This window comes from Stenotrophomonas sp. YJH_SMC_119, from assembly GCF_059368315.1.
Genome location: NZ_JCAFRP010000001.1, coordinates 201582 through 222387, shown reverse-complemented (window position 1 = coordinate 222387; position 20806 = coordinate 201582). Strand labels below are relative to the sequence as shown.

Below are 20806 nucleotides of genomic sequence, written 5' to 3'. Positions count from 1 at the left end.
TCAGGCGACGGGCAGTTCCACCAGGCCGCTTTCCACGCAGGCGATCATCTGTTCGCCGCGGGCGGGGGCAGGCACGATGCCTGCAGTGAATGCGGAGAAGGCCGGCAGGACCGTCATCCGGTCACGCAGCCAGAACGCGGGGAAGCGCCGTCGCAGTGGCCTCAAGGCAACCTGCGGGTGCAGATGCCCGGCGATCACATGCAGCGCCGCATCGGGCATCGGCTCATGCCGAAGCAGGAACGGCCGCAGTCGTACTTCATCGTGGATCTGGACCTGCAACTGCGCATGCGGCAGCTGGCGGTCGTGATTACCGCGCAGGACATGCACGTCCAGCGAAGCATTGCGTTCACGCCATCCCAGCCATTGCTGGTACCACCCAGCGCGATGCGCCGGCCCATGCAGGATGTCGCCCAGGATCCACAGCTCGCGGCAGGCATGCAGGTCCAGAAGCCGCTGCAAGCGTTGCAGGTCTTCGCCGGTGCCGCCGCTGGGCAACGCGATGCCGGCGCGACGGAACACATCGGCCTTGCCCAGGTGGAGGTCTGCGATCAGCAGTGCCTGCCGCGCGGGCCAGTACAGCGCACGCGCGCCCACCAGGACCACGGACTCACCAGCAAGCAGCAGCGGTAATTCATCGGTCATGGCGGCGCTCCAGTTGCTGGGCCGCGCGCTGCACGCGCATACGCCAGTCTTCATTGCTGAACTGACCGCGCAGGCGTTCGGCCCACAATGGAAAGCCCAGCGGCGTGAGTGATGATGGTCGCTGCAGCGACAGCTGCTGCGTGCCGATCCGCTCCAGTACCTGTTGCACCCCCGGCAGGTCGAGGCTGTCGTACAGCACTTCATGTTCCGCCAGCGCCAGCAGCAGGTGTTCCGGATCGTGCTCGCGCAGCACGTCGTACAGCAGGCCCGCGGACGCCTGCAGCTGGCGCAGCGACCGTGGCATGCCACCGGGCAGGCTGGGCACCAGCAGGCCTGCTACGCGTGCGATGCCCCGGAACTGACGTCGCGCCAGCTCGCCCAGGTTCACTGCGGCGCGCAGATCGTCCAGCAACCGGTCATTGCCGAACAACGCACGCCATTGCGCCTCATCCAGATCGATCGGCCGCGCCGGCGCCAGCACCAGGCCATGATCGTTCACCGCATAGCCAATGCTGTTGCGTTGCTGGCGGGTGCAGCGCAGCGCCAACAGCGCGGCCAGTGCCTCGTGTACGTGGCGGCCGGCAAAGGGGTAGACGAACATGAACTGGCCTTCGCGGCGCCGCACCTCTTCCACCAGCAGGTGCTCTGGGCCGGGAAGCGCCGACAGCTGTTGCTGCAGTGCCAGCAACGGTGACAACCAGCGGGATTCGGCACTGTCGTCGGCGCCGGACAGCACCCACTCCAGCTCACGGCCGAGTGGCATCGACAGCGGCAACTGGCCTCCCTGCCAGCGCGGCACCACACCATCACCGCGCCCTCGTGCCAGCCGCACGAAAGCGGTCATGTCGCGCAGCTGCACCAGTTCCAGCAGGCGCCCGGCGAACTGGAAACGGTCGCCGCGACGCAGGCGGCTGGCGAACTGCTCCTCCACTGCACCAAGCCCGCCACCGCGCAGGAACTGCACGCGCACGCTGCCATCGCTGCTGATGGTGCCGATCGACAGGCGGTGCCGCAGCGCCTGGCGGCGATCGTGCATGCGGTAGCTGCCATCGGCATCGCGCACGACCTTGTGGAAATCGGGGTACTGCGCCAGCGCCTGCCCACCCTGCACGATGAAGTCCAGCACGGCCCGCCATTGTTCATCGCCCAGCGTGGCGAAGGCATGGGTGCGACGCACCTGCGCCAGCAGCGCATCACTGTCAAAGCCGCCTGCGAGGGCGCGGCTGACCGCATGCTGTGCCAGCACGTCCAGTGACAACGTCGGCGGTCGACGCGCTTCGACCACGCCTTCGTGCAGTGCGCGGCGCACCGCTGCATATTCGGCCAGTTCCAGTGCGTGGCTGGGTATGCAGACGATGGCCCCCGCGACGCCGGGACGATGGCGTGCGCGCCCTGCGCGCTGGCGCAGCCGCGCCACGCCCTTGGGGCTGCCCAGCTGCAGTACCTGTTCAACCTCCGGGAAATCCACGCCGAGGTCGAGGCTGGAGGTCGCCACCACGCAGCGCAACGCGCCTGCGCGCAGGCCGTCTTCCACCTGCTGGCGCAGTGCTGGATCCAGCGAGCCATGATGTAGTGCCAGCGTGTCCGCGTCTTCCGGCCATACCGCCGCCAGCGCCTGGTGCCACAGCTCGGCCTGCGCGCGGGTGTTGGTGAACAGCAGGCTGCTGCGTACGGCCATCAGCGCGTCCAGCACGCGCGGCAGCTGCGCCAGGCCGAGATGCCCCGCCCAAGGGAAACGTTCACCGGGTTCCGGCAGCAGGCTGCGCACGCTGATCGCGCGCGGGCGAACGCCCTGTACGATCGGTGCATCCTGTTGGCCAGGCAGCAGCACGTCGCGGGCCTGCGGCAGGTTGCCCAGCGTGGCCGACAGTCCCCAAAGCTGCAGGGAAGGAGCGGCGTCGCGCAGCACCGCCAGGTTCAGCTGCAGCAGGACGCCGCGCTTGTTGCCCAGCAGTTCATGCCATTCGTCCACCACCACGCAGCGCAGCTGGCGCATGCGTGGCAGTGTGTCGGGATAGCTCAGCAGCAGTGCCAGCGATTCCGGCGTGGTCACCAGTACGTCGACGCGGCCTTCGCGGGCCTGCCGGCGCTCGCGGTTGCTGGCATCGCCGCTGCGCAGGCCGACCCGCCAGCCCAAGCCCAGCCCGTCGACCACTGCCTGCAGCGCACGTGCGGTATCACTGGCCAATGCCCGTAGCGGCGTCACCCACAGCACCTGCAGCGGCCGCACCGCGCTGGCCCGGCGCGGTGCCGACGGTGGATCGAGCATCGCCTGCAGCAGCGGGCCGCCGAACATGGCCAGCGTCTTGCCGCTGCCGGTGGGGGTGTGCAGCAGCCCGGAGTCGCCCGCCAGATAGTGCCGCCACATCGCGCGCTGGAACGGCAGTGAGCGCCAGCCGCGCGCAGCGAACCAGTCTTCCAGCCGGCGCAACGCCTGGCGGCGGTTCATCGCGCCAGCGCCTGCAGCGTGGCCAGCTGGTCGGCTTCCGTGGCGGGCTTGTCGTGGCGCCAGCGCAGGATGCGGGGAAAGCGCACGGCGATGCCGGATTTGTGCCGGCTGCTGCGGTTGACTGCCTCGAAGCCCAGTTCAAACACCTGTTCGGCACGCACGCTGCGCACCGGGCCAAACCGTTCACGGGTGTTGGCGCGGATCCAGCGATCGAGGGCCAGGATTTCCTTGTCATCCAGGCCCGAATAGGCCTTGGCCACCGGCACCAGCGTATCGCCGTCCCAGACGCCGAAGGTGTAATCGGTGTACAGCGTGCTGCGCCGTCCATGGCCGGCCTGCGCGTACAGCAGCACGGCATCGATGGTCAGGGGGTCGACCTTCCATTTCCACCAGTCGCCGCGCCGTCGCCCTGACTGGTAGGCGGACGTCCGGCGTTTCAGCATCAACCCTTCGACGCCCCGCTCACGGGCGGCCTCCCGCAACGTGGCCGCCTGCAGCCAGTCTCCAGCGGGTACGTCGGGCGACAGCTGGATGCGTGTGTCGCCGAGGGCACCGATGACCTCGGCCAACTGTGCACGCCGTTGCTGCAGTGGCAGCCCGCGCAGATCCTCGCCATCGCGTTCAAGCAGGTCGTAGGCAAGCACGCGTACCGGGGTGTTGCGCAAGGTCGCTGCACCGGGCTTGCGACGCTGGATGCGGGTCTGCAGCGCGGTGAAGGCGCGCGGCAGGTCGTCGCTCTCGTCCCAGGCCAGCAGTTCTCCGTCCAGCACGCAGCCGTCGGGCAGCGCCATCGCGGCCTGTTCAATTTCCGGGAAGCGGCCATCCAGCCGTTCCTCGCCACGTGACCACAGCGCCACTTCACCGCGTCGGCGCAGCAGCTGCAGACGGATTCCATCCCACTTCCACTCCAGCAGCCAGTCTTCGACCGGACCCAGCCGTTCGCCCGGTTCGCCCTCCAACGGTGAGGCCAGGAAGAACGGGTACGGCTGCTGCCGGTCCAGTGGCAGTTCATCCGGCGACAGCAGCTGCCCCAGCAACGCGGGAGAGGGCACCCACTCGCCGAGCATGCGCTGGGCGATGCGCGCGATGTCCAGGCCGGACCATTCTGCCAGCGCCTGCTGCACCAGCCGTTGCGAGACACCCACGCGCAGCGCGCCGGTGAGCAGCTTGTTGAACACCAGGCGCTCGCCGCTGCACAGCTGCCGCCAGCCGGCGACGACCGCCGCACGGCGCACCACTTCGGGCTGGTTGGCCACCGCCAGCAGATGCTGTTCGATCCAGTCCGACAACGGCCGGTCGGCGGCGGGATGCAAGGGGTCATCCAGCAGCAGTGTCAGTGTTTCGGCCAGATCGCCGACCTGAGCGTAGCTGTCTTCCACCAGCCAGGCGGGCAGTCCGGATTCCTCGGCAATCCAGATGCGCAGCTCACCACTGGCGGCGATCCTGCGGCGTGCGCCGCCGACCTTGCCGCCGCTGAGCAGATACAGCGCCCACGCCGCATCGTGCGCCGCTGCGTGGCGGAAGTAGTCGACCAGTGCGGCGCGCTTGTCCAGCGTCGCAGTACTGCGGTCCAGGCGCTGGTAGAGCGCGGCGAAGGCCTTCATTCCTCGCTCCCGAAGTCGGTGCGAAAGGCTTCAGCCGCCACGCCGCGCTCGCGCAGGAACGGAATCAATGCATCGGTATTGCCATGGGTGGCGATGACCCGCTGCGCGCCGGTCTGTTCGATGGTCTGCAGCAGCGCGGGCCAATCAGCGTGATCGGAAATGACGAAGCCCCGGTCGACGTTGCGGCGTCGCCGGTTGCCGCGCAGCTGCATCCACCCCGAGGCGAACCCCAGTTGATGCGGCCCGAAGCGGCGCATCCACGGCGTGCCTGCGGCCGAGGGTGGGGCCAGGATCAACTGGCCGGCGGCATCGGGTTGACGCCCCTGTTCGGCGACGGTGAGCGTCTCCAGCATCGGGATGTTGGCCTGCCGGTAGACCGACACGCCATTGGCGATGGCGCCGTGCAGCCACGCGGGGCGGTCGTCCAGTGGCAACAACTCGGCCAGCACCCGCTGCGCCTTGCCGAGTGCATAGCACAGCAGGATCGCCGCTTCGCCACGTTGTTCGCATTCGCGGCGCCACGCCACGATCTCTGCGGCGACCGCCGGGGTGTCCGGCCAGCGATAGATCGGCAGCGCGAACGTCGCTTCGGTGATGAACGTATCGCAGGGCACCACTTCGAAGGGCGTGCAGGTCGGGTCGGGTTGGCGCTTGTAGTCGCCGGACGCCACCCACACCCGTTCACCATCGTCGATGCGCACCTGCGACGAACCGAGCACATGACCGGCCGGATGCAGCGATACCTGCACCCGGCCCAAGCGGAACGGCACCCCCTCGGCGTGCGCCTGCACGCCAACATCGCCCAGCCGCCAGCGCAGGATCGGCAGGCTTCCTTCGCTGCAGTGGTATTCGCCCATGCCCGGGCGCGCGTGGTCGCCGTGGCCATGGGTGATGACCGCGCGCGGCACCGGGCGCCAGGGATCGATGTGGAAATCTCCCGCGGCGCAGTACAGCCCCTCCGGACGCAGCACCACCAGATCGTCATTGCCTTCCATGCGGCCACTGTGGCCTGCGCTTCGTGCAGGCGGTGAGAACCGGCCTGAACACGGGCTTGGCGGGGCATGCGGCACAATCGGACCGCATACCTCTTGCCGCCAGGATGGACCGGATGAGTGGACCCAGCTTCAGCAGCAACGCGCCGTTTGAAACCCATGTGGTGCTGAACCAGCCGCCACCGTTCGCGGGCCGCCAGCTGTGGACCGACGATGTGGCGTTGGCGGAGGCGGTGCATCGCGAGGGTGCCGGTGCCTTAGCGCCACGCCTGGCCGTGTACGGGGCCCTGGCCGGCGACGAGTTGTACCGGCTTGGCTTCGATGCCAACCGTGATCGCCCGCGGCTGCGTACGCACGATGCGCAGGGCCACCGCATTGATACGGTCGAGTTCCACCCTGCGTACCACCAGCTGATGTCCGCAGCGAAGCAGCATGGCGTGGCGGGTTTGTCCTGGCACGAGCCGCAGCCCGGCGCACACGTCGCGCGTGCGGCGCTGAGCTACCTGCACCACCAGGCCGAAGCCGGCACCAGTTGCCCCTTGACCATGACCCATGCGGCGGTGGCAGTGTTGCAGTCGCAGCCGCACCTGGCCGAATGGGCGCGCAAGGCCGCCGCGCCGGTCTATGACCCGCGCGACGTGCCGGTGGCGGACAAAAACGGCATCACGCTGGGCATGGGCATGACCGAGAAGCAGGGCGGCTCGGATGTACGTGCGAACAGCACGCGCGCCGAGCCGATCGATGGCGAACGTTACCGCCTGGTCGGCCACAAGTGGTTCTTTTCCGCGCCGATGTGCGATGGCTTCCTGGTGCTGGCGCAGGCGCCGGGCGGGCTGACCTGCCTGCTGATGCCGCGCCGGCTGGCCGATGGCGACCGCAATGCATTCAGGCTGATGCGGCTGAAGGACAAGCTGGGTGACTGGTCCAATGCGTCCAGCGAGGTCGAGTTCTGTGGCGCGCAGGCATGGCGCGTGGGCGAAGAAGGGCGTGGCGTGGCGACCATCATCGGCATGGTGATGATGACCCGCCTGGACTGCATGCTGGGTGCGGCCGCGGAGATGCGCATGGCGCTGGCGCAGGCGCTGCATCATGCACGCCATCGGCGCACCTTCGGCAAGCTGCTGGTGGAGCACTCGCTGATGACCAACGTGCTGGCTGATCTGGCGCTGGAGTCGGAAGCGGCCACGGTGTTGGCGATGCGCATCGCACGCGCGGTGGATCGTGCCGGTGTGGATGCCAATGAAGCGGCGATGGCGCGGTTGGGGACGGCGCTGGGCAAGTACTGGCTGTGCAAGCGTGCGCCGGCCTTCGTCAATGAAGCGCAGGAATGCCTGGGCGGTGCCGGCTACGTGGAGGAGTCGATGCTGCCCCGCCTGTACCGGCAGGCACCGTTGAATTCGATCTGGGAGGGCAGCGGCAACATCCAGTGCCTGGATGTGCTGCGTGCGCTGGCGCGTGAACCGGAGGCGATGGCGGCGTTGCGCGGTGAGCTGGCGTCGGTGGCTGACCGTGATGCGCGCTATGCAGCAGCATTGCAGCGTTGGGCAGCGGCGCCGCCACCGGAGGAAGCGCAGGCGCGGCTGTTCTGCGAGCGCACTGCGCTGCTGCTGCAGGCGGCGCTGCTGCTGCGTGCGCGCAGTCCGATGGCGGAGGCGTTCGTGCGTAGCCGGCTGGAAGGGGAGCATGGGCTGGCGTTCGGGACGCTGCCGGCGGGGCTGGAGCTGACGGCGATGCTGGCGCGCGCGCTGCCGTAGCGGCGGCCCACGCCGGCTCTCGACACCTACGCTGACAGATTTTCATCAGATAAGGCTCGGGCGCGCCATCCATGGCGCTTACGCCCCTGCGCAACCTGCCCGCGCGTCCTTGGACACTTTCCGTGGGCGCACACCACGGAATCAACAGAAGAAGCAGGGAGCGAAAAGCAGAAAAGCCGCGGCAGTGCCGCGGCTTTTCCTGTGGAGCCGAGCCGGTGCTCGGCTGCCGGTAAGGCTTAGTGCTTGGCTTCTTCCTTGGCGGCGTTGGCCTTGGCGTCATTGGCGACATCGCGGGCCTTGTCGGCGACCTTCTGCGCGGCGTCGGCGGTGGCGTCGCTGGCGTGCGCGGCGGCGTCGGTTGCGGCGTCCTTGGCCTTGTCGGCGGCGTTGGCAGTGGCGTCTGCGGCCTTGTCCAGCGCCTGCTGGGTATCGGCGGCGGCCTGCTCGGAAGCGGCGGCGGTCTTGTCGGCGGCTTCGCGGGTGGCGGCAGCAGCCTTGTCGACGGCGTCGCGGGCGGCAGCGCCGGCGCTGTCGGCCGCCTGCTGCGCGTCCTGCTTGGCCTGTTCGGCTTCCGGGCCCTTGCAGGCGGCCAGGGCCAGCAGCAGGGAGGCGGCCAGCAGGGTGGTGGTGATCGGACGAATCTTCATGGCGGTCTCCGGCACTGCAATGGATGGGGACGCCAGCCTATTCATGCCGTTGTGAAGACCGGGTCGCGATGCAGGGGCTTGATCGCCGGCATCCACGCAAAGAAAAAGCCGCTGGCGAACCAGCGGCTTTTCCAGAACAGCGTGAAGAAAGAAGTTATTACTTCTTGGCTTCTTCAGCAGCGTCCTTGGCCTTCTCAGCGGTGCCTTCAGCAGCCTTGGCAGCGTCAGCAGCAGCGCCGGCAGCAGCGTCGGTGGCAGCACCGGCGGTCTGGGCAGCGGCGTCGGTGGCGGCGTCAGCAGCGGTGGCGGCGGTGTCAGCGGCCTGCTGGGCAGCGTCGGCGGTCTGGGCGCCAGCAGCGGCGGCCTGGTCGGCAGCAGCCTGGGCTTCGGTGGCGGCTTCGTTGGCCGAAGCAGCGGCGTCCTGGGCAGCTTCCTGCTTCGAGCAGGCGGCCAGGGCCAGAGCCAGGGACATCGCGACCAGCAGCTTGTTGATGCTCATTGTGTAAATCCTCGTCGTTAGAATTAGGCAACGCGCATGCTGCGCGCCGACAACATGATGACAAGCCAAGATTGGGTGTCAAGCGATCCCGCATTCATTTTTGCGAAATCATCGTTAAATCTTTTTAAATCAATTCGATGGCGATTGCCGTTGCTTCGCCGCCGCCGATGCAGAGGGTGGCAATGCCGCGCTTGCCACCACGCGTGCGCAGAGCGTTGACCAGGGTCACCACAAGACGTGCGCCGGAAGCACCGATGGGGTGACCCAGTGCGCAGGCGCCGCCATTCACGTTGAGCTTGTCGTGAGGGATGCCCAGTTCGCGCATCGGGGCCATCGCCACCACGGCAAAGGCTTCGTTGATTTCGAACAGATCGACCTGGTCCAGCGACCAGCCGGTCTTGCCCAGCAGCTTGTGCAGCGCACCGATCGGCGCGGTGGTGAACCACTCCGGCTCCTGCGAGTGGGTGGCGTGGCCGACGATACGGGCCAGCGGCGTGATGCCTCGCGCGGCGGCGTCCTCTTCGGTCAGCAGCACCACCGCGGCGGCGCCGTCGGAGATGCTGGAGGAACTGGCGGCGGTGACGCTGCCGTCCTTCTTGAAGGCCGGGCGCAGGGTCGGGATCTTGGCGATGTCCGAGCGCCCCGGCTGCTCGTCGATGGCGACCTCGACCTCACCCTTGCGGGTGGCTACCTTCACCGCGACGATCTCGTCGGCGAACGCACCATTGGCCTGGGCAGCCTGCGCGCGCTTGACCGACTCGATCGCATAGGCGTCCTGCTCTTCGCGGCTGAACTGGTACTTGTCCACCGCGCACTCGGCGAATTCGCCCATGGCCTTGCCGTCATAGGCGTTGACCAGGCCATCGTGGGCCATGTGGTCGACCGCCTGGAAGTTGCCGAAACGGTTGCCGGTACGGGAGTTCGGCAGCATGTGCGGGGCGTTGGACATCGATTCCATGCCGCCGGCGACCACGATGCTGGCCGAGCCGGCCTTGATCAGGTCATGGCCGAGCATGATGGTCTTCATGCCCGAGCCGCACACCTTGTTCAGCGTGGTGGCACCGGCCGACAGCGGGATGCCGGCGGCGATCGCCGCCTGGCGGGCGGGCGCCTGGCCGAGGTTGGCCGGCAGCACGCAGCCCATCAGGACTTCGGAAACGTCGCTGGCCGGGACACCCGATTGTTCCAGCGCGGCGGCGATGGCTGCGGCGCCGAGGGTCGGGGTCGGCACGCCGTTGAACTGGCCGAGGAAGGAGCCGATGGCGGTGCGCTTGGCGGCGGCGATGACGATGTTGGACATGGCAATCTCGTTGATGCGTAAGCAATGTTCGGAAAGGAGACCGGAGGCCGTTGGATGCGCCCCGGTTTCCCGGCAGACTGCGTGGGGGTCGGCCCAAGTATAGAGGGTCGGGGAGGGCTGCCGCTGTGCGGCGCCGAACGCCTGCCGGGATGAAGGCAGGCCAACGTTCACGGGAAGGAATCGATGGAGCGAACGATGATGGTGAGGTCTGTGCTGGCAACCGCGCTGGCGATGGCGCTGACGGCCTGTGGTGGAGGCGGCGGAGGCGGCAGCAACGTGCGCGTCGACCCGCCCCCGACCACGCCGACACCTCCAACCACGCCTCCGCCGACGACACCACCGCCGGCCAAGCCGCAGGAGCCGGCCTTTGACGCGCATCTTTCAGTCACCAACGCGCGTGCCGCACAGGCCGCCGGCCTGACCGGGCAGGGCGTGCGCATCGGCATCGTCGATTCGGGCGTGCAGCGCAACGCGGTGGCCTTAAATGGTCGCGTGCTGGCCAACTTCAATTACATCGATCCCGCCAGGAACAACCTGGCGGTTGATGACGTGGTCGGGCATGGCACCGCCGTGGCCAGCCTCGCCGCCGGCGCAGCAGTGGGGACCTGGCCGGGCGGTATCGCGCCAGGCGCCCAGATCGTCTCGGCAAGAATCATTTCCGACAAGCCGCCGACCGATGACGGCAGTGGCCAGGGCAATGCCTTCAGTGGGCCGCTGGGCGTGGCCCAGGTCCACCAGGACCTGATCAGCTACAACGTGAAGGTGATGAACAACTCGTGGGGCGGCCTGTACTGGACCGACCTGCCGACCACCGCGCAGGTAGCCGCCGAATACCGGCCGTTCGTGATCAACCACGGTGGCCTGGTGGTGTTCGCCGCCGGCAATGACGGCCGCAGCGAGCCGAGCAGCCTGGCCGCGCTGCCCAGCCAGAAGGGCGTGGCAGGCACGCTTCCGGCGGCCGATCTGGAGCGCGGCTGGCTGGTGGCCACGGCGGTGGACCCGTTTACGCCGGGCGCGCTGGCCAGCTATTCGAATGCCTGCGGCCAGGCGGCCCGCTACTGCCTGGCAGCGCCGGGCAGCGCGGTCTACCCGGATGCCAACGGTGGCAGCTACTACTGGAACTACGGCACCTCGTTCGCCGCGCCGCTGGTCTCCGGTGCGGCGGCGCTGGTCTGGCAGCGCTTCCCCTACTTCAACAACGATCTGGTGAGGCAGACCCTGCTGGGCACTGCCAAGGACATCGGTGCGCCTGGCGTGGATCCGGTGTTCGGCTATGGCCTGCTCGACATCGGTCGCGCGATCAACGGTCCCGGCCGCTTCGACTGGGGCGATGTGGTTGCCAACGTTGATGCCGGCTCGACCAACTCGATGTGGAGCAACGACATCACCGGCAGCGGTGGCCTGGTCAAGCAGGGCGGAGGCAAGCTGGTACTGGCCGGCAACAACAGCTATTCCGGCGCCACCCGCATCGAGCGCGGCATCCTGACGCTGCAGAACGGTGGCGTGATCCGTTCAAATGTGACGATCCTCGCCCAGCCCGACCCGGACTCCACCGGTCTGCAGTTCAACGGTGGCACGCCGCGGGTGATCGGCAATGTGGTCAACGGCGGCAGCGTGTTCCTCACCACCGGCAACACCACCGGCACCATCGAGGGCAACTACACCCAGCAGCCCGGCGCGCAGCTGATGATCGCGCTCGGTGCCAACGCACTTCAGGTCACCGGCAACGCAACGATCAATGGCGGTGTGCGTGTGCACGGCTTTGTCTCCGGCTATGTGCCGCAGAACGGAACGCGCCAGGACCTCATCCACGCCGCGGGTGGCCTGAACGGTACCTTCAGTACCCAAGCCACTTCCACCGGCCTGCAGGGGCTGACCCTGGTGGCACCCACGTATGGCTACGACAGCAACAACGCCTGGTTGAACGTGAACCAGGTCAGCGTCACCGCCGCAGCCAGTGGCCTGAGCGCCTCCGCACAGGCCGCAGCGCAGCGCCTGGAAGGCGCATTCGCAGTGCTCGACGGCAACACCGGCCTGCAGGGATCGCCCTTCGGTACGGCAGCCGGTGCGCTGCAGTGGGCCGGAGGCGGCCAGCAGGGCCTGGCCGACAGCCTGCAGAGCCTGTCCGGCCAGGCGCATGCCCGCGCCGAGGCTGCCACCTTCGACAGCATCGACATGTCGCGGCGTGCGATTGCCGAGCGCTTCGATCGTGTACAGGCCACCCCGCGCCTGCGCGGGAGCTGGCAGAGCGCGCTGGGTGAGGCGGGGCAGGGCAGCTTCGCCGGCAACGCCGCCGACAGCCGGGGCTGGATGGCCGGCCAGGATCTGCCGCTGGGCGGCAACGGCCTGATGGGCGTCGCCTTCGGCGAGACCCGCAGCAATGGTGGCAGCAGTTTCGGCGGTGATCGCGGCCGTGACCGCCAGGCGCAGGCGCAGTTGTACGCTGGCTGGAGCCTGGGGCGTGGCTATGCGCTGGCCCAGTTCGGCAGTGGCCAGTTCACCCGCGCGCTGGATCGCCAGCTGCTGCTGGGTGCGGGCGCCTACGGTGTCTCGGCGCGTTACGGCGGGCGTTTCAGCAGCGCCAGCGTGGAAGGCGGATATCGCCTGGGCCGCGCAGGCGCTTCGTTGACGCCCTACCTCGGTGCCAGCACCACGCGTGTCGATACCGATGCGTTCAATGAGCTGGGCGGTTTCGGCTTCGGCCTGCGGGGTGATGCCACCCGCGCGCAGCGCAGCCAGATGCTGGCCGGCGTCCGCGGCGAGCGGGGCTGGGGGCGTTGGAACCTGCGCGGACACGCCGAGTGGCAGCAGCGGCTGGACGGCGGTGACGCCGATTGGCAGGCCAGTTTTGTCGGCGTGGATGCCTGGGCGCCGCTGGCAGGCTGGAATGCGCCGCGCGGCAGCGCGCTGATCGGCGTCGCGCTGGAATCGTGGTGGGGCCGCAATGGCCGCTTGAGCCTGGGCTTCGACCAGCGTATCGGTGGCGAGGGCGCGCGGCAGGCTGCGTTGCGCTACAGCACCGGGTTCTGAGCAATCGGTCGCGCCGGGAAGGCTCCCGGCGCGACGTCTGCAGCCTCAGCCGCCGCGCAGGTTGCCCAGGCGAGGAGTGCTGCGGCCCAGCGGCATCTTCAGCTTGCCGATCGACAGGATGCGGCTTTCCGCAATACGATCGGCCGCCCGCTGCGGCGCGATGTTCTCGCGCTGCGACAGTTCGAAGATGCGGGTGAGGTTGTGGTAGATGCTGCGGATCAGGCGCATCGCGCGTTCGCGGTTGTAGCCGTCGATCTCCAGCGACACGTTCATCACACCGCCGGCGTTGACGGCGTAGTCCGGGGCGTAGAGGATGCCGCGCGCATGCAGTTCGTCGCCGATCTCCAGGCTCGACAGCTGGTTGTTGGCAGTGCCGCAGATGATCTTGGCCTTGATCCGCGGCAGCGTGTCGGCGTTGATCGCGCCTTCCAGCGCACACGGTGCGAACACATCGGCGTTCACTTCGTGGATCTCGTCCGGCTTGACCGCCTCGGCGCCGAAATCGCTGACTGCACGATCAACCAGCGCACTGTCCAGGTCGGTGACATACAGCTTGGCGCCGCGGTCACGCAGCAGTTTCACCAGTTCCATGCCGATGTGGCCCAGGCCCTGCACCGCGATGCTGGTCTTGCCTACTTCCTCATGGCCGAACTTGAAGCGCATCGACGCCATCAGTGCCTGCAGTGCGCCGTAGGCCGTGAAAGGCGCCGGATCGCCGGAGCCACCATGGACCTGGTGCACGCCGGTCACGAACTGGCTCTCCAGGTAGATGTTCTCCATGTCGTTGACGTCGGTGCCAACGTCCTCGGCGGTGATGTAGCGGCCGCCCAGCGAATCGACGTAGCGGCCGAAGGCGCGGAACAGTACCTCGGTCTTGTCCGTCTTCGGATCGCCGATGATCACCGCCTTGCCGCCGCCCACGTTGAGCCCGGCCAGCGCATTCTTGTAGGTCATCGTCCGGCTCAGCCGCAGCACATCGGCCAGCGCCTCGTCGGTGCTGGCGTAAGGGCGCATGCGCACGCCGCCCAGGGCGGGGCCCAGGGTGGTGTTGTGGATGGCGATGATCGCCTTCAGGCCGGCATCGTGGTTGTGGCAGAACACCACTTGTTCGTGGCCGGTGGTGGCGAGGGTTTCGAATAGCATGGCGTCTCCGATGGCGCGAACAGCGGCGAACTGCAGCGAACGGCCAGTGAACGGTAGGGTCCCAAAAACAAAAAAAGCGACGTCGTCAGTGCAGGGGGACGGGTCGCGCGGCGCCATTCTAGTCCATTCCCCCGGTCGCTGCCGTCGACATCGGCGCCCTTCCGGTTAAAGAAGATGAAAGTGCGGCCGATGCTGCGACGACGGCGGGTGGCCGGATTCGCGTGAAGAGGCAGGGCGGTCAGTGACGGCAAGGGCACCACAACGACAGGGCAGGCGGCGATGACGCCGGCCTGGTGGCGATCGCTGCGCGGCTGGCTGGCGCGCTCGACCGGGGCGGCTCCGTTGCGCCTGGCGGCCGTATCGCGACAGGCGGTCGCTGCTGCCGCAGCCAGCCTTCAGGGCGAGGCGCTGCAGGCCGGTGAGATCGCCGCCCACCTGCAGCGCGGCCTGCATGCACTTGCCCTGTACCCACGGCTGGCCGGCGAGCCTGCCCCCGTGCAGGATCCGGCACTGGGCGAAGCGGTGGCGCGCGCGCTGCAGGACCGTGACTGGGCCGCCCGGCACCTGCCACGGCGCCCGCAACTGCTGCCGCAGCTGATCCAGACCGTCAACGACGATGCCGCCTCGGCACGGGTGATGGCGGCGATCATCGGCCAGGACCCGGTGCTGACCGGAAATCTGCTGCGCATCGCCAACAGCCCGGCCTACAAGGTGCATGAGCGGCCGGTGGAAAGCCTGCAGCGTGCGGTGACCCTGGTCGGTACCGAGGGCGTGCGCCAGATCATCAGCGCGGTGCTGGTGCAGCCGGTGATGCAGGTGCAGTGCGGCATGTTTCCGCAGTTCAGCACGATCATCTGGGAGCACGCACTGCTGGCTTCGCGTGCGGCCGCCGATCATGCGCGCACGGTCACCTTCGGTGATGCCTTCGCTGCGCAGTGGCTGGGCCTGGTGCAGGGGCTGGGGTCAGCGCTGGTGATGCGCCAGCTGCTGCAGGAAGCGCAGGCACGCGATGAAACCGTGGAGCCGGCGCTGGCCCTGCAACTGCTCCAGCAATGGTCGTTGCCGCTGGCACAACGCGTGGCTGCAGCCTGGGAGCTGCCCGAGCCCGTGCACCAGGCACTGGCGCCGGAGGCCGATGGCCCACTCGCCGACAGCCTGCGTCTGGCCAGCGCTGCGGCGGCAGCCAGCCTGCTGTGCCGGCATGGACATGCCAGCCAGAGCCGCATGCTGGCCCTGCTCGAACAGTTGCCTTCAGCGCCGCCGCATGCCCTGCGTTGGATCTGGCGGCGCCTGCATGGACGCAGCGTGGAAACACGTGATGAGGCCGGACAGGAAGAGGCGGGTCCAACGCCCTGAGCGCTACAGCTGCGATTCGACCGGCAGCCAGCTGATCACCCGCGACAACCAGCGTTTGCGCGCCGTTGCCCCCGGCTCCGCCTCCACCCAGTGCGGTGGCGGTTCGCGCTCCAGCCAGCGCAACCGGCGACGGTCATCCAGCGCCAGCCACCAGCTGTGCCTGGGATCAGCCAGGCGCAGGTACTCGTCCCGCAGCTGTGCGCCCAGCACCGGATCGTCGAACAGCACGCCCATCTCGGTGTTCAGATAGGCCGAGCGCGGGTCGAGGTTGAATGAACCGACAAAACCGCGGCGGTCATCGACCAGGAACGCCTTGGTATGCAGGCTGGCGCCGCTGCTGCCGAACACGCCGGCATCGCCGGACTGCCCTTGTGCCTTCAGTTCGTAAAGGTGGACGCCGGCTTCGAGCAACGGCACGCGGTAGCCCATGTAGCCACCATGTACGGCGGCGACATCATTGGTGGCCAGTGAGTTGGTGACCACGCCGACCTGCACGCCCCGCCCGGACATGGCCGAAAAGCCATCCAGGCCCTCGTTGCCGGGAACGAAGTAGGGCGAGATCAACAGGGCCTTGTGCCTGGCGGCCTGCAGCTCGCTGATCAGGGTCGACACCAGCCAGGCAGCGCGATCGTCCTTGCGGTGCTTCATCGGCGGGTCGGACACGATGCGCACTGCACCGCTCCAGCGCAGCGGCTCGGGGCTCGGGCGCTGCCGCTTGCGCGATTCGGCCACGCGCGCCAGGTACGGCCGGGCCACGTCCCGCTGCGCCTCATGGTCCGATTCGCGCACCAGCAGGCGCAGTTGTGCGTCGGTATGGAAGGCAAGCGCGGATACCGGAATGGCGGTTTCGCTGTTCCAGTAGTCGTCGAAGATGCGGTTGGCCTGCTCCACGGCGGGGCCGGCGACCAGCAGGTCCAGATCCTGGAAGTTCACATCGGTGCGCGCGCTGAAATACTCCTCGCCGATGTTGCGGCCACCGACGATCGCGACGCGGCCATCGGCGATCCAGCTCTTGTTGTGCATGCGGTGGTTCACGCTGAAGAAGCGCTGCACCATCTCCACCATGCGCAGGATGCCGGTCCGGTTGCGGAACGGGTTGTACAGGCGGATCTCGATGTTCGGATGCGCATCGAGCGCCATCATCAGCGCGTCCTTGTCCTTGGCATTCATGTCATCAAGCAGGATGCGCACGCGCACGCCGCGCTCGGCGGCGTCATACAGCGCCTTGGCCATCAGGTGGCCGATCAGGTCGTCGTGCCAGATGTAGTACTGCAGGTCCAGGCTGCGGCCTGCGTGCGTGGTGATCATCGCGCGTGCGGCGAAGGCATCCATGCCATCACTGAGGAAGGCCACGCCGGACTGGCCGGGATGGGCCTCCTGCAATGGCACGATCTGCTGGTCGATGCGGGTCTGCGCCGGCTGCAGTGGCAGCACATGCGAAGGCGCGCCATGCGTCTGCGGCGTGAGGTGGTCGGCCAGCAGCAGGCCGGACAGCACCAGCAGCACCAGCACGGCGAGGATGATTGCAGCGATGCGCAGCAGGCGTCGCCACAGCGGCTTGGGCAGGCTCATGCCCCGATGGTAGAGCCACGCCATGCGTGAAGGAATGCCTGCAGGATCGGCAGGGGGTCAGAGCCCTTGCCTTCGGCACGGGATCCCACCCCGAGGGGGCGTCACTGATGGGGTCGGATCCCTTTCCACAGGAAAGGGCTCTGACCCGCACACCTCAGAACCGCTCGTCGCTGCCCAGGTAGCGCCACTGCCCCGGCGGCAGCGGCCCCAGCGCCACGCGTCCGATACGCAGGCGGCGCACCCCGGTCACCTGCAGCCCGGCGGCTGTCACCGCTGCACGCAGGCCCTTGGCGGTAAGCCCCTTGCCGGCAAAGCGCAGGCGTTGTTCGCTCTGCCAGCTGACCTTGCCGCCGCCGGCCTCCTGCTGCAGACGCGCCATCAGCCATGGCCCACGCTCCGGGCCGCCTTCGGCCACTTCGATCAGGTATTCCTGTTCGGTGCGGCCAAGATTGCGCTGCAGATGGGCCAGCGTGGCCGGATCCTGGCTGACCACCACCAAGCCGCTGTCGCTGGCCGGAAGCGAGGCGGCCAGCTGCAGGCCATGGAAGTGACGCTGCAGCGGACGGATGTCGCTGGCATCGAGTTCGCTGCGGCTGTCACTGCTGACCAGCGCACACAGGGTCTCAGCGGCAACGCCGGCCGGCTTGTTCAACAGCATGCTGACCCGCTCGGCCTTTTCATCGCTGGCCTGTTCGGCCACAACGATCACCGCGCTGTCATCGACCGGGCGCTGCGGCTGCTCCACCACGTCGCCGTTGACCGTGACCCAGCCGCCTTCGATGTAGCGTCGCGCTTCGCCGCGCGGGATGCCGAGCAGGGCGGACAGGCGTTTGTCGAGACGGATCGGTTCCATGGCGGCAAGGTCGGGCAGGGGGCGCGCAGTGTAGCTGCTGCGGCCGGTCAGCGCTGGCCGCGGTTGGCCAGCTCGGTCAGGTACAGGCGGGTATCGAACTCCAGCTGCAGGTACTCCGGCTCCATGTGCTGGCACAGCTGGTAGAAGGCCTTGTTGTGGTCGGCTTCCTTCAGGTGGGCCAGCTCATGTACCACGATCATGCGCAGGAACGCTGCTGGTGCCTGGCGGAACACGGTGGCGATGCGGATCTCGCGGCTGGCCTTGAGGCGGCCGCCGTGCACGCGGGAAATGGCGGTATGAGTGCCCAGCGCGTGCTTGATCACTTCCAGCGTGTTGTCGTAGCAGACCTTGTTGAGCGGCACCGACTTGCGCAGGTAGCGGTCCTTCAGCTCCTGGGTGTAGTCGTACAGCTGGCGGTCGCTGCGCACCTCGTGGGGGTCGGGATAGCGCTGCTGCAGCCAGGGGCCGAGCTTGCCTTGCGCCAGCAGTTCGCTGACCTGGGCGACCAGGGGTTCGGGATAGCCGGTGAGGTACTTCAGGACTGCCATGCAGGGGCGGCGGGGCGTCGGTAGAATGGGGCATCCAAGATTACACGCGGTACGCACCGACCATGGCAAAGCCCAACGCGCTGCAGGAACAATTGCTCAAGGCCGGCCTGGCCAAGAAGTCGCAGGCCAGCGCCGCCGCGCGCGAGCAGGCCAAGGCCCGGCAGGGCAAGGCCGAATCGACCTCGGCCGACGTCCAGCGCGAGGCTGAACGGGCCCGTGCCGAGAAGGTCGAGCGCGACCGCGCGCTGGCCGCCGAGCGCAATGCGCAGGCCAGGCAGGCTGAACAGAAGGCGCAGGCGAAGCAGATCATCGCGGCCCATGCCGTGCCCCACAAGGGCGATGACGAGTACCGCTTCAGCGATGGCGCGGCGATCCGCACCCTGCTGATCGACCCCAAGCTGCGCAAGGCGCTGTCGGTGGGCGTGCTGGTCATCGTTGCCCACGGCGACGGTTACGCGCTGCTGCCACGTGCTGCTGCCGAGAAGGTGCGTGAGCGCGCCCCGGAAGCGATCATCGTCGACCACGGCCAGCCGGGCTCGACCGCGGAGATCTCCACCGGCAACGCCGAGGACGACGCCTACTACGCGCAGTTCCAGGTGCCCGACGACCTGGTCTGGTAAGCAAAAAGGGGACGGAGGGGATTAAGTCGCGATCGACCTGATTGAAGCCCTCCACGTTCTGCTCAGATTGCTGAAGATCAGCCGGGCATGGCTCGGCTCAACACAGGTCTGCTCCTTTGTGCGCGGGTGTATCGTCCCCATATCAGGCGACACACCTGCGGAGGATGGCCATGGCCACCGGTTGGGCGGGAGACGGCGCGGTCCAGGACCAGATCGACGCCACCGTCGACGATGCGATTGCCCGCGCGCGGCGCCAGCTGCGGCAGGGCCCTGGTCTGGAACACTGTGAGGAATGCGACGCACCGATTCCGTTGGCGCGGCGCCGGGCCGTGCCTGGGGTACGGCTGTGCGTGGCGTGCCAGCAGGCGCATGACGACGAAGAGCAGGCGCATGCCGGGTACAACCGGCGTGGCAGCAAGGACAGCCAGCTGAGGTAAGGGGTGTTTTATTGCAGGGCTGCGCCCTGCACCTGCAGAAGCAACGTCAACATCAAAGGCTGGCATTCCGTGGGTTGGCAGGGCGGTGTCGGAGTGCGGGGACGCCGTGAACCCGTCCATGGGGGCTTGGCCGCGGCATCCATGCCGCGGACACCCCGCACTCCGACACCGCCCCGCCTCTGACAGATTTCCGCGATCTGTTGGAACCCGCTGCTGATGCCGACCGTTGGTCGGCACGGGGTCGGATTCAATTTTGACTATCGATATCTGACAGATGTGCCGACCAACGGTCGGCACCCCAACAGCGCGCGGAATCTGTCAGAGGTGGGCGGTGTGGGGGGGCAGGACCGTTGGCGCCATGGATGGCGCCATCGAGCCCCCATGGACGGGTTTACGGCGTGTCCTGACCACCCACACCGCCCCGCCATCCCACGGAATGCCGCTCTTGATCTTGCTTCGGCTTCGGCCTCTGCAGGTGCAGGGCGCAGCCCTGCAAAGGCAAACCCCCTCAGCCGTCGCCCTGGATGCCGCCGGGGGCCTGCGCCGGGTCGCGCCAGCGCCGCACCGTGCGCTGGAAGAACAGGTTGTTCGGCAGCTGCAGCACCGTGCCCTCGTGGCCGTCGCCGGACTCCTGCAGCGTTGTGTAGATCAGGTTCACGTCGATCACCCGGCCCTTCAGGCCCGGTTTCTCGCCGTTCTCCAGCACCTCGATGTAGTCATGCAGGCGGAACGGGCGCGTGGTGAAGATCAGCAGCGTGCAGAAGATGTTGGAGAGCACGCTCCAGGCCGCGAAGAAGGCCACCGCACCCACCGCCGCGAAGCCGGTGAACGCGGTCCACAGTACCGACGGCGATGCGCCGAGCAGGCTGAGGATGTACAGCACTGCGCTGAAATAGACCACGAAACTGGTGATCCGGCGCGCGCCCATCACCATTTCCGGTGGCAGCGTGTAGTGCTCGGCGAAGCGGCGGATCAAGCGCCGTGCCAGCACCCGCAGCAGCCACGCGGCCAGCAGGGTGAGCAGGATCTTCACGGCGATACCCGCGTCGTGGAGCCAAGGGTAGGTCCAGGCCGGCAGGTGATCCTTCAGCGACAACATCATGAGGGCGACGGGTGGCAATAACGGCCCTCGATGTTACCCGGCGCGTGCGGGGGATTCGACCGCCGGGGTCCAAGCCAGGCAGACCAGCTCCTGGCGGTGCTGCTGCAGGCAGGCGCGGCCGTTGTCGGGGCGCAGCTGCAGTGACAGGCCCAGCGCCTGCAGCAGGACGCAGGCAGCGATCACCAGCAGGGCGGCGCAGGAAGGGCTGGACATGGCAGGACTCCCGGACGGCAGATTCGCGAAGGACCTTCCATGGAT

The 20806-nt window shown here is 68.0% G+C and carries 18 protein-coding genes; 5 read left to right on the top strand and 13 right to left on the bottom strand.

Annotation, left to right across the window (positions count from 1 at the left end; genetic code table 11):
* Genes pdeM through AC5P6S_RS01040 form a run of 4 tightly spaced genes read right to left on the bottom strand, consistent with a single transcriptional unit; the run spans window position 1 to window position 5690 of the window.
* Window positions 1-642 carry a ligase-associated DNA damage response endonuclease PdeM gene (gene pdeM, locus AC5P6S_RS01055; RefSeq protein WP_043035436.1) on the bottom strand — a complete coding sequence of 214 codons (642 nt, stop codon included), beginning with the start codon at window positions 640-642 and terminating at the stop codon, window positions 1-3.
* A complete protein-coding gene (locus tag AC5P6S_RS01050; protein ID WP_043035437.1) occupies window positions 632-3091 on the bottom strand; it encodes a ligase-associated DNA damage response DEXH box helicase in 2460 nt (819 codons plus the stop codon). The genes pdeM and AC5P6S_RS01050 overlap by 11 nt, the downstream gene beginning before the upstream one ends.
* Complete coding sequence (locus AC5P6S_RS01045; RefSeq protein ID WP_495204429.1) at window positions 3088-4695, bottom strand: ATP-dependent DNA ligase; 1608 nt, start codon at window positions 4693-4695, stop codon at window positions 3088-3090. Before AC5P6S_RS01045 ends, AC5P6S_RS01050 begins: the two co-directional genes overlap by 4 nt.
* Window positions 4692-5690: a ligase-associated DNA damage response exonuclease gene (locus tag AC5P6S_RS01040; RefSeq protein WP_005414211.1), complete on the bottom strand. Its 999-nt coding sequence runs from the start codon at window positions 5688-5690 to the stop codon at window positions 4692-4694. The genes AC5P6S_RS01045 and AC5P6S_RS01040 overlap by 4 nt, the downstream gene beginning before the upstream one ends.
* Window positions 5691-5803: 113 nt before the next feature.
* Between AC5P6S_RS01040 and AC5P6S_RS01035 the strand changes: the two genes are divergently transcribed.
* The gene (locus tag AC5P6S_RS01035; RefSeq protein WP_012480962.1) at window positions 5804-7441 is read left to right on the top strand and encodes an acyl-CoA dehydrogenase family protein; all 1638 of its coding nucleotides are present in this window, start codon (window positions 5804-5806) and stop codon (window positions 7439-7441) included.
* Between the two features lie 236 nt (window positions 7442-7677).
* On the opposite strand, the gene AC5P6S_RS01030 is transcribed toward AC5P6S_RS01035, so the two are convergent.
* From AC5P6S_RS01030 to AC5P6S_RS01020, 3 genes are all read right to left on the bottom strand, one after another.
* The gene (locus tag AC5P6S_RS01030) at window positions 7678-8088 is read right to left on the bottom strand and encodes a hypothetical protein (protein ID WP_005410582.1); all 411 of its coding nucleotides are present in this window, start codon (window positions 8086-8088) and stop codon (window positions 7678-7680) included.
* 157 nt (window positions 8089-8245) lie between these two features.
* Window positions 8246-8587 carry a hypothetical protein gene (locus tag AC5P6S_RS01025; RefSeq protein WP_005410581.1) on the bottom strand — a complete coding sequence of 114 codons (342 nt, stop codon included), beginning with the start codon at window positions 8585-8587 and terminating at the stop codon, window positions 8246-8248.
* Between the two features lie 124 nt (window positions 8588-8711).
* Entirely contained in the window at window positions 8712-9887 is a 1176-nt protein-coding gene (locus tag AC5P6S_RS01020; protein ID WP_005410580.1) for a thiolase family protein, read from the bottom strand.
* Between the two features lie 183 nt (window positions 9888-10070).
* On the opposite strand from AC5P6S_RS01020, the gene AC5P6S_RS01015 reads away from it, so the two are divergent.
* The gene (locus AC5P6S_RS01015) at window positions 10071-12917 is read left to right on the top strand and encodes an autotransporter serine protease (RefSeq protein WP_012480961.1); all 2847 of its coding nucleotides are present in this window, start codon (window positions 10071-10073) and stop codon (window positions 12915-12917) included.
* 45 nt (window positions 12918-12962) lie between these two features.
* Here the strand turns inward: AC5P6S_RS01015 and AC5P6S_RS01010 are convergent, their stop codons facing one another.
* Window positions 12963-14060, bottom strand: a complete 1098-nt coding sequence (locus AC5P6S_RS01010) for a Glu/Leu/Phe/Val dehydrogenase dimerization domain-containing protein (RefSeq protein ID WP_005410578.1) — start codon at window positions 14058-14060, stop codon at window positions 12963-12965.
* A gap of 279 nt (window positions 14061-14339) precedes the next feature.
* Between AC5P6S_RS01010 and AC5P6S_RS01005 the strand changes: the two genes are divergently transcribed.
* On the top strand, window positions 14340-15416 hold the full coding sequence (locus tag AC5P6S_RS01005) for an HDOD domain-containing protein (protein WP_005410577.1): 1077 nt from the start codon (window positions 14340-14342) through the stop codon (window positions 15414-15416).
* A gap of 3 nt (window positions 15417-15419) precedes the next feature.
* On the opposite strand, the gene AC5P6S_RS01000 is transcribed toward AC5P6S_RS01005, so the two are convergent.
* From AC5P6S_RS01000 to AC5P6S_RS00990, 3 genes are all read right to left on the bottom strand, one after another.
* On the bottom strand, window positions 15420-17012 hold the full coding sequence (locus AC5P6S_RS01000; RefSeq protein ID WP_235643502.1) for a phospholipase D family protein: 1593 nt from the start codon (window positions 17010-17012) through the stop codon (window positions 15420-15422).
* Between the two features lie 130 nt (window positions 17013-17142).
* Window positions 17143-17841 (bottom strand): RNA pseudouridine synthase, encoded by a 699-nt coding sequence (locus AC5P6S_RS00995; protein ID WP_043035442.1) that lies wholly within the window; start codon window positions 17839-17841, stop codon window positions 17143-17145.
* 47 nt (window positions 17842-17888) lie between these two features.
* Window positions 17889-18389 carry a M48 metallopeptidase family protein gene (locus AC5P6S_RS00990; RefSeq protein ID WP_005414217.1) on the bottom strand — a complete coding sequence of 167 codons (501 nt, stop codon included), beginning with the start codon at window positions 18387-18389 and terminating at the stop codon, window positions 17889-17891.
* A 62-nt stretch (window positions 18390-18451) separates the two neighbouring features.
* Here AC5P6S_RS00990 and AC5P6S_RS00985 point away from each other — a divergent pair, with 62 nt between their 5' ends.
* On the top strand, window positions 18452-19009 hold the full coding sequence (locus tag AC5P6S_RS00985; protein ID WP_062607877.1) for a DUF2058 domain-containing protein: 558 nt from the start codon (window positions 18452-18454) through the stop codon (window positions 19007-19009).
* A 170-nt stretch (window positions 19010-19179) separates the two neighbouring features.
* Entirely contained in the window at window positions 19180-19446 is a 267-nt protein-coding gene (locus AC5P6S_RS00980) for a DksA/TraR family C4-type zinc finger protein (protein ID WP_012480956.1), read from the top strand.
* Between the two features lie 508 nt (window positions 19447-19954).
* Here the strand turns inward: AC5P6S_RS00980 and AC5P6S_RS00975 are convergent.
* Together AC5P6S_RS00975 and AC5P6S_RS00970 are read right to left on the bottom strand one after the other, a co-directional pair.
* Window positions 19955-20548, bottom strand: a complete 594-nt coding sequence (locus AC5P6S_RS00975; RefSeq protein ID WP_005414220.1) for a mechanosensitive ion channel family protein — start codon at window positions 20546-20548, stop codon at window positions 19955-19957.
* Between the two features lie 33 nt (window positions 20549-20581).
* Complete coding sequence (locus AC5P6S_RS00970) at window positions 20582-20761, bottom strand: hypothetical protein (RefSeq protein ID WP_005410570.1); 180 nt, start codon at window positions 20759-20761, stop codon at window positions 20582-20584.
* Window positions 20762-20806: the final 45 nt, after the last annotated feature.

Coding starts and splice junctions, on each gene's coding strand:
- AC5P6S_RS00990 (WP_005414217.1), bottom strand. CDS start 18,389: ATGGCAGTCCTGAAGTACCTCACCGGCTATCCCGAACCCCTGGTCGCC.
- AC5P6S_RS00985 (WP_062607877.1), top strand. CDS start 18,452: ATGGCAAAGCCCAACGCGCTGCAGGAACAATTGCTCAAGGCCGGCCTG.
- AC5P6S_RS01045 (WP_495204429.1), bottom strand. CDS start 4,695: ATGAAGGCCTTCGCCGCGCTCTACCAGCGCCTGGACCGCAGTACTGCG.
- AC5P6S_RS00980 (WP_012480956.1), top strand. CDS start 19,180: ATGGCCACCGGTTGGGCGGGAGACGGCGCGGTCCAGGACCAGATCGAC.
- AC5P6S_RS01035 (WP_012480962.1), top strand. CDS start 5,804: ATGAGTGGACCCAGCTTCAGCAGCAACGCGCCGTTTGAAACCCATGTG.
- AC5P6S_RS01015 (WP_012480961.1), top strand. CDS start 10,071: ATGGAGCGAACGATGATGGTGAGGTCTGTGCTGGCAACCGCGCTGGCG.
- pdeM (WP_043035436.1), bottom strand. CDS start 642: ATGACCGATGAATTACCGCTGCTGCTTGCTGGTGAGTCCGTGGTCCTG.
- AC5P6S_RS01020 (WP_005410580.1), bottom strand. CDS start 9,887: ATGTCCAACATCGTCATCGCCGCCGCCAAGCGCACCGCCATCGGCTCC.
- AC5P6S_RS01000 (WP_235643502.1), bottom strand. CDS start 17,012: ATGGCGTGGCTCTACCATCGGGGCATGAGCCTGCCCAAGCCGCTGTGG.
- AC5P6S_RS00995 (WP_043035442.1), bottom strand. CDS start 17,841: ATGGAACCGATCCGTCTCGACAAACGCCTGTCCGCCCTGCTCGGCATC.
- AC5P6S_RS01005 (WP_005410577.1), top strand. CDS start 14,340: ATGACGCCGGCCTGGTGGCGATCGCTGCGCGGCTGGCTGGCGCGCTCG.
- AC5P6S_RS00970 (WP_005410570.1), bottom strand. CDS start 20,761: ATGTCCAGCCCTTCCTGCGCCGCCCTGCTGGTGATCGCTGCCTGCGTC.
- AC5P6S_RS01025 (WP_005410581.1), bottom strand. CDS start 8,587: ATGAGCATCAACAAGCTGCTGGTCGCGATGTCCCTGGCTCTGGCCCTG.
- AC5P6S_RS00975 (WP_005414220.1), bottom strand. CDS start 20,548: ATGATGTTGTCGCTGAAGGATCACCTGCCGGCCTGGACCTACCCTTGG.
- AC5P6S_RS01030 (WP_005410582.1), bottom strand. CDS start 8,088: ATGAAGATTCGTCCGATCACCACCACCCTGCTGGCCGCCTCCCTGCTG.
- AC5P6S_RS01040 (WP_005414211.1), bottom strand. CDS start 5,690: ATGGAAGGCAATGACGATCTGGTGGTGCTGCGTCCGGAGGGGCTGTAC.
- AC5P6S_RS01010 (WP_005410578.1), bottom strand. CDS start 14,060: ATGCTATTCGAAACCCTCGCCACCACCGGCCACGAACAAGTGGTGTTC.
- AC5P6S_RS01050 (WP_043035437.1), bottom strand. CDS start 3,091: ATGAACCGCCGCCAGGCGTTGCGCCGGCTGGAAGACTGGTTCGCTGCG.